The following is a 13,736-nucleotide window of genomic DNA, read 5'->3' as shown; positions in this document are numbered from 1 at the left end:
GCCTTTTTCATGGACCGAAAAATCATCCGCGCGCGGCTGCTGACCTTCCTGCGCGAACCCCAGACCCCGGACGACACCGACAGCTTCCGCTATTTTGAGGATGGCGGCGTGCTGATCGAGGGCGGCCAGATCACCGCGTTGGACGATTTCGACCGGATCGACCCGGCAGGGGCAACCCTCATCGACCACCGCCCGCATCTGGTCATGCCCGGTTTCATCGACACGCATCTGCATTTCCCGCAGATGCAGGTCATCGCCTCATGGGCGGCCGAGTTGCTGGACTGGCTGAACGACTACACCTTTCCCGAAGAAACCCGCTACAGCGACCCCGCCCTGTGCGCGACAATGGCCAAGGCCTTTCTCGACCGGCTGACCGAACATGGCACCACCACAGCTGTGGCCTATGGCTCGGTCCATGCCACATCCGCCGAGGCGCTGTTTTCCGAGGCTCATGCCCGCGACATGCGCCTGATCACTGGCAAGGTCATGATGGACCGCAACGCGCCCGCAGCTTTATGCGATACGCCGCAATCTAGCTATGATGACAGCAAGGCGCTGATTGAACGCTGGCATGGTGCGGGGCGGCTGTCCTATGCGATCACCCCGCGCTTTGCCATCACCTCGACGCCTGCGCAGATGGACGCCGCGCAAGCGCTGGCGGCAGAGCACCCGGACTGCTACATCCAGACCCATCTGAGCGAGAACCACGCCGAAATCGCGCTCTCCTGCCAGCTTCACCCCGAGGCTGTGGATTACACCGATATCTATGCACGCTACGGGCTTTTGCGCGCGAACAGCCTGCTGGGCCATGCGATCCACCTGTCCGACCGCGAGATCGGGGCTTTGGCCGAAGCGGGTGCAAAGCCGGTATTCTGCCCCACCTCGAACCTCTATCTGGGCTCTGGCCTGTTTGATGACGCGAGATTGCGCGCCGCCGGTCTGACCAATGCGATTGCCACCGATATCGGCGGCGGCACCAGCTATTCCATGCTGCAAACGCTGGCCGAGGGCTATAAGGTGCTGCAACTGAACCGCCAGCGCCTGCACCCCTTCCGCGCCTTTCACTGGATCACGCGCGGTAATGCGGTGGCCCTTGGCCTGCAAGACCAGATCGGCACGCTGGACGCAGGCACCGAGGCTGATCTGGTGGTGCTGGATGCGCACGCCACCCCCGCAATGGCCCTGCGCATGGAGCGCGCGCGCAATCTGATGGATGAATTATTCACCCTGCAAGTGATGGGCGACGACCGCGCCGTGGTGCAAACCTATGTCGCAGGGCGCGCCCAGAAGGCGACAGCACCGGCTAGTGCGTGACATGTGATGAATGGGGGCGGTGCTGTGGAGTCGTTTAGTCAGAAATGGTAGCTGTGCGGACTTTGCAGGCATTGCGTTTCCGGGTGCAAAGCCGCGCAGCGTCGGGCCGCGGTGCGGCGGTCCGCAATTGAAGTTAAAGCACTTTATGCCAGCCACATCCGAGCAAGATCAGAGCGTTGTGCTGGTGGCAGCCAAATCGCCGTGCCCGTGGGCGGCCCGGCGATGCGCGGCGGGCTGACGCCCTTGATTCCGCGCTTGGGGACAGTCCGCTCAGGGCTCAAACCCGTCACAACAAATCTTGTACCAAAAGGCCAACACTAGTCCTCATGCGCCGCTTGGCGCAGCCAATAGCTGTGATCGCCCTTTTCGGCAGCTTGCCCGTCCGACGCGTTGCCGTCGCGCAGATAGAGCGGCACTTGTTGCAACAGGCGGCGCAGACGGCGCAGGCCCAAGGGTTTGGTCATCAGCAAAATGCCACACTCTTCGGCCTGAGTGATAAGCTCGGGGCTGTGATTGGCCGTAATCAGCACCGCAGGAACCGGACCGTGGCGCGCGCGCAGTGCCTCGATCAGGTCCAGCCCGGACTCATTATTATCAAGCTGGTAATCCGCCAAAATCACATCTGGTGGCACGCCAAGTTCCGCGACAAGGGCATCAGCCTCGGTCAATTTAGTCGCCTCGATCGGGCTGGCCCCCCAGTCTTCTAGCACGCCCATCATGGCGTGGCGCACATCGGCGTCATTCTCGACCACCAGCACCAGCAGGTCATCCAGTGCCCCGCGCGGTTCGGGCACCGATTGGGCGGCAGTGTCACTGGGTGGGGCGGCGGTCTTGGGCACGGTCACACTGAACACCGTGCCGCGCCCCACCACAGAGCGCAGCATCAGCGGGTGGTGCAACAGCGCGCAGGCCTGCTCGACAATCGCCAGCCCCAACCCCATGCCCCCGTCGCTGCCAGCAGGGGCCAGACGGGTGAATTCCTGAAAGATGTCGGTCTGTTTGTCTTCGGGAATGCCGGGGCCTGTGTCCCACACCTCCAGCCGCAGGGTGCCGCCTTTGTGACGCACGCCAAGCACCACCCGCCCCTGATCGGTATAGCGAATGGCGTTGGACAGAAGGTTTTGCAAAATCCGCTTGAGATAGATCGGGTCGCTGGTGACATGGGCACGGCTGGGCAAAACCTGCAACTTCAGGCCGCGCGCATGGGCGACGGGCATAAACTCCTCGCGCAGCCGTTCCAGTAGCGGGGCAAGCGCAAAGGTTTCGGTTTTCGCCCGCGCCGCCCCGATGTCGAATTTCGAGATATCCAGCAACGCGCCCAATATCTGTTCAACCGACCCAAAGGCGCTGGTGATGCGTTCGGTCAGGCGGGCCTGTTCGCGGGGCTGATCCATCGCCGAGAGTGACGCGAGAAACAGTTTGGCCGCATTGAGCGGTTGCAACAGATCATGGCTGGCCGACGCGACGAAGCGCGATTTCGAGGTGTTCGCGCGCTCTGCCTCGTCGCGGGCGGATTCCAGCTCGACCGTGCGGGCGCGGACACGCGCTTCCAATGTCTCATTCAGGCGGTGCATCTCGGCGATGGCGCGGCGTTCCTTGGTCAGATCGGTAAAGGACACTACAAACCCCCGATCCGGCATGGCCTGCGCCGAGAGTTCCAGCACGCTGCCTTCATCCTGCACAATCTCCAGCGTCAGGGCCGGGCGGTACGGGGGGCCATTGGCCCAGTCGGTCAGCGCGGCGCGGATATTGCCACGCCCCAATTGCTTGCGCCGCATCAGATTGTTCAGCAATGCGGTAAAGGGCGTGCCGGTTCCCAGCAAATCGACCGGCGGCGAGAACAATTCCCGCAAGCGGCGGTTCCAGCCTGCAAGCCGGGCTTTCGCGTCAAAGATCATCACACCCTGATCGATATGGTCCAGCGTGGCACGCACCATCTGCGCCTGTTCATCCAGCAGTTTGACGCGTTCTTCGCGTTCATTGCGCACCATGCCGGTCACATCGGTCTGGGTCACGGCTGTGCCGCCCGAGGCCATGCGCTGTTCAGACACCTGAAGCCACTGGTCATCTATCAAGGGCACCATGAAGTTCACATCGCGGCGGCGATGGCTGTCCATCCGCTGCGTGACCCATTTGTGGCGCGCCTGCGGATCGGGCAGGTTCAGCGCCGGGCTGTCGGACACGATGCGCACATAATCGCGGAACGACAGGCCGGGCCCGATGCGGCGGCGCACATCCGGCAGATCGGCGCAAAAGCGCGAATTCCACATGGTCAGCGTGTCGCTGGCATCGAACATGGCAAAGCCTTCGCCCATCGCTTCCAGTGCATCGGCCAGATTGTTGCGCGCATTCACCGCGTCGCGTTCCGCCTGCGACAAGCGCGCATTGGCGATGCGCAAGCGGTCCAGCGTTTCGGCCAGATCGCGGGTGCGGGTGCGGATTTGCTGCTCCAGCGCCACAACATGGCTGAGTTGCCCCATGGGTCGGCTGGGGCTTTGCGCGCGCTCCGAGCGGTCCATCAGCGCCACAACAATCGCGCGCAGGCGGGCGTTTTCTTCCTCAAGGCTCAGCCCGTCGGTTAACAGGGTTTCAAGCATTTTCAGGCGCTCCGGGCTGGCGGGGCACGAAAGCCGAGACTTCCATCGCATCGGTGTCTTCGTCGGGCGGATAGAAGGCAAGGCCGGTGAAGGTCTGGTTCACATGCACAAGATTGAACTGCTCGCCATAGGTGTTAAAGCCGGTGACCCCGTAGCGGTCGAGCACGGAAGATATCCGGTGGCGCGTCTGAGTGTTCTCTGCCTCCAGCCGTCGCAGGATGCAGTCACAGGCCAGAATTGTGGGGCGTTCGCCCTTGGGGGCAAGCCCCGCCAATTCGCGTTCCAGATGCGCCTCAAGGTCGGTGCTTTGCGCAAGGCGCAGCACAAGCCCCGTCTCGATCGCGGAGAAGAAACGCAATGTGCCGTCAGGCTCTACCCGCTGGATTGCAAGGACATGATGTTCATCCCCGATCTTGGACAAGACCGGATTGGCCGCGAAGATGAAGGGCGACAATTGCTGCGGGTCTTTGCCAAGAATGCGCGCATATTCCGGCCCTGCGGGCATACCGTTGATTTCACGCACCAATCGCTGCGCCGGACAGGCATCGGTGACAACCATGCGCTGCGCGGTCGGTTCCAGATGATCAAAGCGAAAGGCCGTCACACGACAGGGCGTGCGCAGCACCGCCAGCACAGCGGCATCGGTCATAAAGCGGCCCTCATGCAGCACAAAGGTCTTGCCAAAGCGCAACCCGTCGCCAGCAGAGCCGCCGACAAGCGGGCTTTGGCCCAGCGCCTCGGACAAGGCCCAGACAAGCTGATCTTCCATCAGCGACAGCCCGTCCGTCAGCAAGAACGCCACTTCATTGGCCCAATCCGCCGTTGAAAACGTGACTTCGGCGCGCAGTTCAAAGGCCAGATTGCGCGCGGCCTCGGGGTCGAAGCGGCTGAGATTGGTCAGACTGCCCGTCGCCACCCGAAACAGGCTGCGCGGCAGGCCAAGGGCTACGATCTGCCCCTCCAGATAGCCCCCTGCCGCAATCTCGCCAGCGGTGGTGCAGCCGATGATCTGTGTTTTTCCGACAAGGGGCGCGAGCGCTTTCTCCAATGTCGGCAGGTCATGCCCCTCGCCCACGAACAAGATAATCAATGCCAGATCATGACAGGGAAGCTGCGCCAGAATTTCGGCTATCGCGCGGCCCGTATCCGGGGCGGCGGATTGCGCGCGTGTCACAAACACCTCTGACCGCAGCATCTGGCGCTCCTCCCTATGGCGCTTAGTCTAGCGCAGGTTTCGCAGGCCGCGCAAAGGCTTTGACACAGTCAGCCCTTGGGTTTTTCGCGCAGGATTTCGGCATAGCTGGCGGAATTGGCGATGCGCACGGCTTGCGTGCGGCTTTGCGCACCCAGTTTGCGCAAAATCGCCGTGACATGCGCCTTGACTGTGGTTTCGCTGATCGACAACTCATAGGCGATCTGCTTGTTCAGATACCCTTCGCAGACCAGTGCCAGAATACGCCCTTGTTGCGGGGTCAGGTCTGACAGGCGGTCGATTGCGTTGCGTTCGGCATCTTGCTGCGTATCTTTGGTGGGGGGCGCATAGTCTTGCGGCAGATAGCTGCCGCCCTGCGACACAACCCGAATGGCGGCGACAAAGTCTTCGCGCGGGCTGTGTTTGGGCACAAACCCCGCCGCACCGGCATGCAGCACGGCCGTGATGATCCGCGCTTCGGACATGGAGGACACTACGATCACCGGCACACCGGGGGCAGCGTTGCGCAAACGCGCCAAACCATCAAGGCCTGCGACATCAGGCAGGTTCAGATCCAGAATGATGGCGTCAACTTCCAGCCCCGCGCGAAACGCGTCCAATGCGGCACCAAGCGAGCTGCGCGTCTCAATCTGTGCCAGCCCCAATGCTTCGGACAATGTTATTTGCAGGGCTTCGCAAAACAGCGGGTGGTCGTCGATCACCAGTATCATCTCGCCCCTCTCTGTGGTGACAGCGTCCATGGTAATCATTGTTTCACGCATATGCCGCTCGTTTGTGCTGCGTTGCTCCTGAACTCAGTCTAGACACAACTTCCCCGGAATGGTCCCCCTCCATAGGTCTTATACCAAGTCTCGCGAAATCTGACTCTTCTGAGGGTTTTGGGATTCCCAAATCTATGAAGATCTGACTCAATGGCGTCAGATTTTCTGGGGAGGGCCTCTCTATGGGCGCAGCGCTCGCGTTACGGACAGACTACGACGGCATGAAGTTGAGAGAACTTGCGCGAAAGACAAAGGATGCCAACCAAGCCCGCAGGCTTTTGGCGCTGGCGGAGATCTATGATGGCGGTCGGCGCAGCGATGCTGCTCGGATTGGTGGTGTTGGCCTACAAATTGTCCGTGACTGGGTGGAGCGGTTTAATGCCCGCGGGCCTGACGGCTTGATCAACGGCAAAGCTCCTGGTCAGCAGTCTAAGCTTAACGATGAGCAGCGCAGGGCGCTTGCTGCAATTGTTGAGAGCGGTCCGACCTTATCGGTCCATGGGGTCGTCCGCTGGCGCCTGAGTGATCTGAGGAAATGGATTGCAGACACATTTGGGATTTCACTTCACGAGACGTCGATAAGCCGGGAACTCAGGGCGCTTGGTTATGTCAAACTCACAGCACGCCCGCGCCATCACGCGCAAGATACAGCCGCACTGGAGGACTTTAAAAAAAAGGGTTTGCAGCCGCAGTAGCAAAGCTCCGCGCACGGCTCCTGCAAGGCACTGTGATCGAAGTCTGGTTCCAAGATGAAGCGCGTGTCGGCCAGAAAAACAAGATCACGCGCCGATGGGCGAAGCGCGGTACGCGACCTTCCGCCCCACATGATCAGCGCACGAGTTCAAGCTACATCTTTGGAGCGATTTGCCCAGCCCTCGGGAAAGCTGCAGGTCTTGTGCTGCCAGCGTGCAATACCGAAGCGATGGCCCTGCATCTTGCTGAAATCTCCCAAACTGTCGCACCCAAAGCACATGGGGCTGTGCTCGTGGATCAAGCCGCATGGCACATGACTGACAAGCTGGTCATTCCGGACAACATCACCATCATCCCGATCCCCGCAAAATGCCCAGAACTCAATCCAGTCGAAAACATCTGGCAATTCATGCGAGACAACTGGCTATCAAACCTCATCTTCGAAACCTATGAAGACATCGTAGATCATTGCTGCAAGGCTTGGAACAAATTGGTCAGCATGCCCGACACAATCACCTCCATTGGAACCCGCGACTGGGCTCAAGAGTTCTGATCAATGCTGATTGGTATTACAGAGCGGGGCGATTTATCCAAGAACATGCGCAATATGGCGCAACGCCAGAAGGTAGCCTTGCGTGCCGCACCCTGCGATCACGGCATCCGCGCGCGCGCTGACATAGGAATGGTGGCGAAAGCTCTCGCGTTTGTGGATATTCGAGATATGCACCTCGATCACTGGCCCCTCGAAGGCGGATAATGCGTCGAGAATGGCAACCGAGGTGTGGGTATAGGCGGCGGGGTTGATGATGATGCCCTGCGCGGCATGTCGCGCCTGTTGGATCATCTCGACCAGCGCGCCCTCATGGTTCGTTTGCAGGCATTCGGTCTGCAAGCCAAGTTCCTGCCCAAGCTGCGCGCAGGCGCGGGCGACATCGTCCAGCGTCTCATGGCCATAAATCTCTGGCTGGCGCTGGCCAAGCAGGTTCAGGTTGGGGCCGTTCAGAATATGGATCATTGCAGATGACATGATGGCCTCTTGTGTCACGATATCACGTTGATGCCACAGCGCCCGGCATCTGGAAAGAGGCTCAGGTGATTGCGCGCGCGTTCAACTGCTGCCGTGCTTCGTCTTCCAGCCTGTCCGAGGCCGCCTCGACCACCTGCTCCAACTCGGCGATAAAGGCGCGTGGGGCTTTGCCTGCCGGAATAGGGGGCAGAAATTCGACCACTGCCAGCCCAGGTTCGCGGTACAGGCTGTGGCGCGGCCAGAACATGCCGACATTGGTGGCAACCGGCACGCAATCCTGCGCGAGTTCCTCATAAAGCACGGCTGTGCCCACCTTGTAGGGCTTCTTGACGCCGGGGGCCACGCGCGTGCCTTGCGGATAGATAATCAACTGGCCCGCATCCTCGATGCCTGCCTTGACCCGCGCGGTCATCTGTTTGATGGCCTGCCCGCGCTTGCCGCGATCAACCGGCACACAGCCGACGCGCAACGCATACCAGCCCAGAATGGGGGCATAGACAAGCTGCTTTTTCATGATGAAGCGCGGGCGCGGCAGCGCGCCAAAGATCATGAGAATATCCAGAAATGACTGATGTTTGGCCGCGATCAGTACTGGCCCTTGGGGCACTTCACCCCGAACTTCCGAGTGCAGACCCGCAATTGCACCCGCGGACCAGCGCACATAACGGCAATAGACATGCATGGCCTTCAGCGCCCCTTCGCGCCGCATAATTGCATAAGGCAAAAAGACGACTGCCAGCACCAGCATCGCGCCATACATCTGCCCGATAAAGATGACAGATCGCACCCATTGCACTGCATACCGCATCAGGTAACCCCTTTCAGAACGTAAAACGCCGTGGCCATGCTGGCAATCCATGCAAGTGCCATTGCAAGCACAGGAATGACAAGTGGCAAGGCCCAGCCCATTCCCTGAAACCCTATACCCGCCAGCACATGTGCTGTGCCATCCAGTTCAGGCATGGTCAGCAGGGCAGCACAAGCGGCAGCCGTTCCCGCGCTGGCCCCCAGAAGCGCACGGCGCGAGATGCGGCGCACAAAGGCGCGCGCGATAAAGCGGTCTTTTGCGCCCACCAGCCGCAACACCTTGATGACCTGCCCGTTCGACGCAAGGCTGGCACTGGCTGCCAGCGCGATGATTGCGGTCATGACCGCCCCGATCAACACCAGCGAAAACACAGCAAAGGTGCGCATACGCGCCGCCGCCTGCGCAAGTGGTCTGCGCCAGCGGGTGTGGTCATCATACACTGCGCCCGGTGCCTCGGCGCTCAGGCGCAGGCGCAGGCCTTGGCGGTCCGGCCCTTCCTCAGTCTCGCGCAGCTCGATCAGGCGGGGTAAGGGCAGCGCATCCAGCGGCAGGTCAGGGCCAAGCCACGCTTCCAGCAGGGCGGCCTGTTCCTCGACCACCATAACGCGGGCCTCGGCGATGCCGGGGGTCGTGCGCAACACATCCAGCACAATGGCGGTCTGCGCGTCCAGCTCCGCCGCCGCAGCAGAGATCCGCACCGTCGCCGTTTGCGCCAGCGAGGCAGACCAGCCGCGCGCCAGATTCGCCGATGTGACCGACAGCGCCAGCGCGAACACGGCCAAAAATCCCATCGCCGCCGCACTCAGCGTGATAAGCCAGATGCTCTGGCCAGAGCGCGGCACCACCAGATCGGATATCGCGCGCGCACTCACAATTCGGCCCCAGCGATTTGCAGTTTGCGCCCTGCGAAACGCAGCACGCGCGCATTCACATGTGCTTTCGCAAAGCGGATCAGGTTCAGGTCATGCGTGGCGATCAGCACCGCCGTTCCCATGCGGTTCAACTCGACCATCAACATCAACAAGCGCTGCGACATGTCCCAATCCAGATTTCCCGTCGGCTCGTCCGCCAGCAACAGCCTCGGTCCAGCGATGACCGCGCGCGCAAGCGAGGCGCGCTGGCGCTCGCCCCCCGACAGGGTTGGCGGCAGGGCCGAGGCATGGTCGCCCAAGCCGACCCAGCCCAAGAGGTCTGTCAAATCGCTTTCTGCCAACTCGCGGCCCGTTGTGGTCAACGGCAGGCCAACATTCTGCGCGACACTCAGATGGTCCAGAAACTGGCAATCCTGATGCACGACCCCGATGCGCTGGCGTGTCTCGGCCAACTGATCGCGGGTCATTTTGCCCAGATCATGATCAAGCACACTCACTGTCCCCGAACTGGGCTGCAATTCGCCATAGCACAGCTTCAGAATCGTGCTTTTACCGGCACCGGATGGCCCTGTGAGAAAGTGAAAACTGCCCTGCTCCAGCCGCAACGAGACATCGCGGAACAGCGGCCCGCCGCCATAATCATGCGAGACATCCTCAAAAGCGATCATGTGCGCGCCAGTCCCATACGACTGCGCAATTCAGCGGATGCGCAGTTATGTGCCAAACTGACCATCTTGCATCTTCCCACCGTAATACCTGTTAATAAACTTGGAGATCGCTTTAGGGCTTGCTACAACATAAGACATGTAACGCCAATGCCTCGTGATGCGGTTTTGCCTGAGGGAACTTAATGCGGTTAATTTGTACCGAATGTAACGCACAATACGAGATCGACGCGGCATTATTGCCCGACGCCGGGCGTGAAGTGCAATGCTCTTCCTGCGGGCATGTGTGGTTTCAGGAAAAAACACCCAAAGCTGTGCGCCAGCCCCCCCTTCAGATGCAGGCCCCGCTGCCGCAAGAGGCACCCCCCGCGCCCAATGACGCCATCGCAGAACCCGACGTCGCCGTCATGGCGGCCCCGCGCAAGGTGGATGAGAAGGTGTTGGAAATCCTGCGCGAGGAAGCAGAGTTCGAGGCCCGCCAACGCGCACGCGAGGCCGGCACGCTAGAGACGCAGCAAGATCTGGGGTTGAGCACCGCAGCCCCGTGGCCAAGTGCAGCAGACCGGAGTGCGAAAACACCCCCCCCTGCGGACGCGCCGGATCTGGCCCCGAAGGCAACGCCTGCGGCCTTTCCCGATATCGAGGATATCAGCGCCTCGCTCGAACCCATCGGCAACAGCCGTATGGGCGGCAAACATGCGGAATTCGATTTGCCGACCACGGTCAGCGAACGCAGGCGCAGCTTCTGGACCGGACTCGCGGTACCTGTTGTGCTGGCGCTGGTGCTGACTGTGCCGTATCTGCTGGCACCGGAAATCGTGACTGCGCTGCCCGCCTCAGAGCCTGCGCTGACCAGCTATGTCGGTGCTGTCGATGAGATGCGCCTGCGCCTGTCAAACCTGATTAACGGTTAAGCGGCGGACCTTGGTCAAGGCCCGCCTGTACTGCCCACACAGCGATGCGGGGTCAGTTTCCGCCGAATATTGACCCCAACACCCCTCTGATCGTTTCTTCCAGAGAATTTGTGTTGCCGCGTTCGGTAAAGGGCTGTTGTCCTTGCGCGGGCGCTGATTGAGGTGCTTCAAGCACCGGGCGCTCCGGCTCCAGCATCGGCAAGGGGCGGGGCGGCACACCTTCATGCACGCGGACCATCGTTTCGCGCCAGATTTCGGCAGGCAAGCCGCCACCTGTCACGCCCTGCAAGGGCGAGTTGTCGTCATAGCCCATCCAGACGCCGGTGACATAATCTGCGGTAAAGCCAATGAACCACGCGTCGCGTGCGGCCTGCGTTGTGCCAGTCTTGGCCGCGACCTGCCGCCCGTCAAGGCGTGCGCGCTGGCCGGTGCCCTCGGCCACGACCCGCGTCATCATCCATGTCAGCACTTGTGCCGAACGCTCGGATATAACGCGATCCCCGATGCCGCCGCGTGCCTCGAACAGTGGCGTTGCTTCTTGCAGCAGGCGCAATTCCTCGATCCCGTAGGGGCGCACGGCATTGCCGCCGTTCAGAATGCCCGCATAGGCGGCAGTCATCTCCAGCAAGCTGGATTCGGAAGCCCCCAGCGCCAGCGCCGGACCTTCGGCCAGATCGCTGTGCAGGCCGAATTGATTTGCCACTTCGCGCACCCTTGCGCGCCCCATCGCCTCGGATACGCGCACGGCCGGCGTGTTCAGCGACCGCGCCAGGGCTTCGGTCAATGTGACAAAGCCGTGGAACTGGTTGTCGTAGTTGCGCGGCGACCAAGGGCCAGAACCGGGTGTGGTGATCGTCAGCGGGGCATCCTCGACAATATCAAACGGCTCGAACCCGTTTTCCAGCGCTGCCGCATATAGGAAGGGTTTGAACGCAGAGCCTGTCTGGCGCATGGCCTGTGTCGCACGGTTAAAGCCGCCGACACTGGCGGAACGCCCGCCCACCATGCCACGCACAGCGCCATCAGCAGACATGACCACCACGGCCACCTCTGCCTCGGACCCTTCGCGGACACGGTTGTCAAAGATATGGGCCACGGCATCTTCTGCGGCGGTCTGGATGCGCGCGTCAAAGGTGGTGCGCATCATCACGTCTTCGGTCGTGTTGCGCGTCAGAAAGGAGGGGCCGGATTGCATCAGCCAATCGGCAAAGCTGATCCCGCGCTGCGTTTCTGCGCTGCTTGACAGGGTCGCAGGGTATGAGCGCGCCTCTGCAACCTCATAGGGCGTCAGATACCCTTGTTCCTGCATCAGGCCCACCACGACATTGGCACGCGCTTGTGCGCGGGCAAGATTGCGTGTCGGTGCGAATGTGGACGGCGCAACCAGAAGGCCCGCCAGCATGGCCCCTTCGGCAGGGCCAACTTCATTGGCAGAGCGCCCGAAATAGCGCTGCGCCGCTGCTTCAAACCCGCGCGAGCCTGAGCCAAGAAATGCGCGGTTCATGTAGATGGTCAGGATTTCGTCTTTGGAAAACTTTGCCTCCAGCGCGAAGGCATAGGGCAACTCTTTGATCTTGCGCCAGATGGTGCCCCGGCGGCAATCGGATTCATACTCGGCCTCGGAACTCCATTCATCGGGATCAAACGGAACGCCAATGCAAAGCAGTTTGGCAACCTGCTGCGTAATGGTTGACCCGCCCGCCCCTGAAAAGGCGCTGCGCCCTGATTGCATGTTGGAGCGGATCGCCCCGGCAATCCCGCGTGGTGATACGCCTAGATGGCTGTAGAACCGCCTGTCCTCGGTCGCAATGATCGCATTGCGCAGATGCGGCGATACGGTGTCGGCGGTGATGATGCCGCCAAATGTCTCGCCGCGCCACGCAAAGACATTGCCAGAAGCGTCGGTCATCGTGACCGATCCGCGTGAACGGGCATCCATCAGATCGCCCAAAGGCGGCATGGTCATGTAGAAATACCCGGTCGCCACGAACAAAAGCATCGCAATCGTGGCACCCAGACGCCACGTGACGCCCCAGATTATGCGCCAGAACAGCGCAACCGTGCCTGCGACGAACCGGACCAGAATATTCCCGGATTTGCGTTTGGCAGGGGCCGCCTTGCGCGCGGATGTGGTGCGCGCCTGAGACTTAGGGGCTTTCGCAGGCCGCGTATTGCGTCGATCCGCTGCCAGTTTGCGACCGCTTCCACCAGAACTGCCCATACCCAAACACCTTTTTTCGTAAATCTGCGCAAGGACGCAAACCCTGATTGTATTGGTCCGTATTTGCCATTGTCGCGTTCAAATTGCTACCTCAATCGCGGTAAATTGTAGACACGAGATCGCACCAGCCCTTGCCAAAATGCCTATTATTTAATCGTTGATGCATTTTTGTGCACATTTTTTTCCCATTTGGGCCTGAGATGCGCGCTGCGGTGCGGCAAATTATTGAGACTCGGTCACTCCAGACCCCTGATTGGCGCGTGCGGTCCGGTGGACTCTCGCTCTCGAAGAAAGGGGATGACCTGTGAAATACATCATAGCGGCAATAAAACCGTTCAAGCTGGAAGAGGTGCGCGAAGCGCTGACCTCGATTGGCGTGCGCGGAATGATGGTTACTGAAATCAAGGGGTTTGGTGCGCAGTCCGGCCATACCGAAATCTATCGCGGTGCAGAATACGCGGTGAATTTCGTGCCCAAGCTGAAGCTCGAAATCGGTGTGTCCGATGCAATGGCGGATCAGGTGGTTGAAACGCTGCAAAAGACAGCGCGCACCGACAAAATCGGGGACGGCAAGATTTTCGTGCTGGATCTGGCGGCCGCGACGCGGGTGCGCACCGGGGAAACTGGCGATGACGCGCTCTGAGGCCACGG

At 60.9% G+C, this 13,736-nt stretch carries 12 protein-coding genes; 4 read left to right on the top strand and 8 right to left on the bottom strand.

The window, feature by feature from the left end:
- Window positions 1–9: 9 nt before the first annotated feature.
- Window positions 10–1,314, top strand: coding sequence for a guanine deaminase (gene guaD / locus BD293_RS01895; protein WP_142079613.1), 1,305 nt, complete (start codon window positions 10–12; stop codon window positions 1,312–1,314).
- Window positions 1,315–1,631: 317 nt separating this feature from the next.
- Here guaD and BD293_RS01890 read toward each other — a convergent pair whose 3' ends face one another.
- The 3 genes from BD293_RS01890 to BD293_RS01880 form a co-directional block, all read right to left on the bottom strand.
- On the bottom strand, window positions 1,632–3,911 hold the full coding sequence (locus BD293_RS01890; RefSeq protein ID WP_142079612.1) for a hybrid sensor histidine kinase/response regulator: 2,280 nt from the start codon (window positions 3,909–3,911) through the stop codon (window positions 1,632–1,634).
- Window positions 3,904–5,106, bottom strand: a complete 1,203-nt coding sequence (locus tag BD293_RS01885; protein ID WP_142079611.1) for an FIST N-terminal domain-containing protein — start codon at window positions 5,104–5,106, stop codon at window positions 3,904–3,906. The genes BD293_RS01890 and BD293_RS01885 overlap by 8 nt, the downstream gene beginning before the upstream one ends.
- A 68-nt stretch (window positions 5,107–5,174) precedes the next feature.
- Window positions 5,175–5,885, bottom strand: a complete 711-nt coding sequence (locus BD293_RS01880) for a response regulator transcription factor (RefSeq protein ID WP_246086180.1) — start codon at window positions 5,883–5,885, stop codon at window positions 5,175–5,177.
- 182 nt (window positions 5,886–6,067) lie between these two features.
- On the opposite strand from BD293_RS01880, the gene BD293_RS01875 reads away from it, so the two are divergent.
- Window positions 6,068–7,131 (top strand): IS630 family transposase gene (locus BD293_RS01875; protein WP_142079576.1). Its coding sequence is split into 2 segments (ribosomal slippage): window positions 6,068–6,553 and window positions 6,556–7,131, totalling 1,062 coding nucleotides; the frame shifts between segments, so codons are not numbered across the junction.
- 33 nt (window positions 7,132–7,164) lie between these two features.
- Here the strand turns inward: BD293_RS01875 and aroQ are convergent.
- The 4 genes from aroQ to BD293_RS01855 form a co-directional block, all read right to left on the bottom strand.
- Window positions 7,165–7,605, bottom strand: coding sequence for a type II 3-dehydroquinate dehydratase (aroQ, locus tag BD293_RS01870; protein WP_142079610.1), 441 nt, complete (start codon window positions 7,603–7,605; stop codon window positions 7,165–7,167).
- 61 nt (window positions 7,606–7,666) lie between these two features.
- Window positions 7,667–8,413 carry a lysophospholipid acyltransferase family protein gene (locus BD293_RS01865; protein ID WP_142079609.1) on the bottom strand — a complete coding sequence of 249 codons (747 nt, stop codon included), beginning with the start codon at window positions 8,411–8,413 and terminating at the stop codon, window positions 7,667–7,669.
- Window positions 8,413–9,285 (bottom strand): cell division protein FtsX, encoded by an 873-nt coding sequence (locus BD293_RS01860; protein ID WP_246086179.1) that lies wholly within the window; start codon window positions 9,283–9,285, stop codon window positions 8,413–8,415. Before BD293_RS01860 ends, BD293_RS01865 begins: the two co-directional genes overlap by 1 nt.
- Window positions 9,282–9,953, bottom strand: a complete 672-nt coding sequence (locus BD293_RS01855) for a cell division ATP-binding protein FtsE (protein ID WP_142079607.1) — start codon at window positions 9,951–9,953, stop codon at window positions 9,282–9,284. The genes BD293_RS01860 and BD293_RS01855 overlap by 4 nt, the downstream gene beginning before the upstream one ends.
- A 182-nt stretch (window positions 9,954–10,135) precedes the next feature.
- Between BD293_RS01855 and BD293_RS01850 the strand changes: the two genes are divergently transcribed.
- Entirely contained in the window at window positions 10,136–10,864 is a 729-nt protein-coding gene (locus tag BD293_RS01850; RefSeq protein ID WP_142079606.1) for a zinc-ribbon domain-containing protein, read from the top strand.
- 52 nt (window positions 10,865–10,916) lie between these two features.
- Here the strand turns inward: BD293_RS01850 and BD293_RS01845 are convergent, their stop codons facing one another.
- On the bottom strand, window positions 10,917–13,085 hold the full coding sequence (locus BD293_RS01845; protein WP_142079605.1) for a transglycosylase domain-containing protein: 2,169 nt from the start codon (window positions 13,083–13,085) through the stop codon (window positions 10,917–10,919).
- Between the two features lie 304 nt (window positions 13,086–13,389).
- On the opposite strand from BD293_RS01845, the gene BD293_RS01840 reads away from it, so the two are divergent.
- Entirely contained in the window at window positions 13,390–13,728 is a 339-nt protein-coding gene (locus tag BD293_RS01840; RefSeq protein ID WP_142079604.1) for a P-II family nitrogen regulator, read from the top strand.
- Window positions 13,729–13,736: the final 8 nt, after the last annotated feature.

The organism is Roseinatronobacter monicus (assembly GCF_006716865.1).
Classification (GTDB): Bacteria; Pseudomonadota; Alphaproteobacteria; order Rhodobacterales; family Rhodobacteraceae; genus Roseinatronobacter; species Roseinatronobacter monicus.
Note: the sequence above shows the minus strand (reverse complement) of the source record. Positions and strands in the feature narration are given on the sequence as shown.

Bases quoted from the DNA above. Each gene is read 5' to 3' on its own strand.
- BD293_RS01890 (WP_142079612.1), bottom strand. From the start codon at position 3,911: ATGCTTGAAACCCTGTTAACCGACGGGCTGAGCCTTGAGGAAGAAAAC.
- BD293_RS01855 (WP_142079607.1), bottom strand. From the start codon at position 9,953: ATGATCGCTTTTGAGGATGTCTCGCATGATTATGGCGGCGGGCCGCTG.
- guaD (WP_142079613.1), top strand. From the start codon at position 10: ATGGACCGAAAAATCATCCGCGCGCGGCTGCTGACCTTCCTGCGCGAA.
- BD293_RS01845 (WP_142079605.1), bottom strand. From the start codon at position 13,085: ATGGGCAGTTCTGGTGGAAGCGGTCGCAAACTGGCAGCGGATCGACGC.
- aroQ (WP_142079610.1), bottom strand. From the start codon at position 7,605: ATGTCATCTGCAATGATCCATATTCTGAACGGCCCCAACCTGAACCTG.
- BD293_RS01885 (WP_142079611.1), bottom strand. From the start codon at position 5,106: ATGCTGCGGTCAGAGGTGTTTGTGACACGCGCGCAATCCGCCGCCCCG.
- BD293_RS01865 (WP_142079609.1), bottom strand. From the start codon at position 8,413: ATGCGGTATGCAGTGCAATGGGTGCGATCTGTCATCTTTATCGGGCAG.
- BD293_RS01850 (WP_142079606.1), top strand. From the start codon at position 10,136: ATGCGGTTAATTTGTACCGAATGTAACGCACAATACGAGATCGACGCG.
- BD293_RS01880 (WP_246086180.1), bottom strand. From the start codon at position 5,885: ATGCGTGAAACAATGATTACCATGGACGCTGTCACCACAGAGAGGGGC.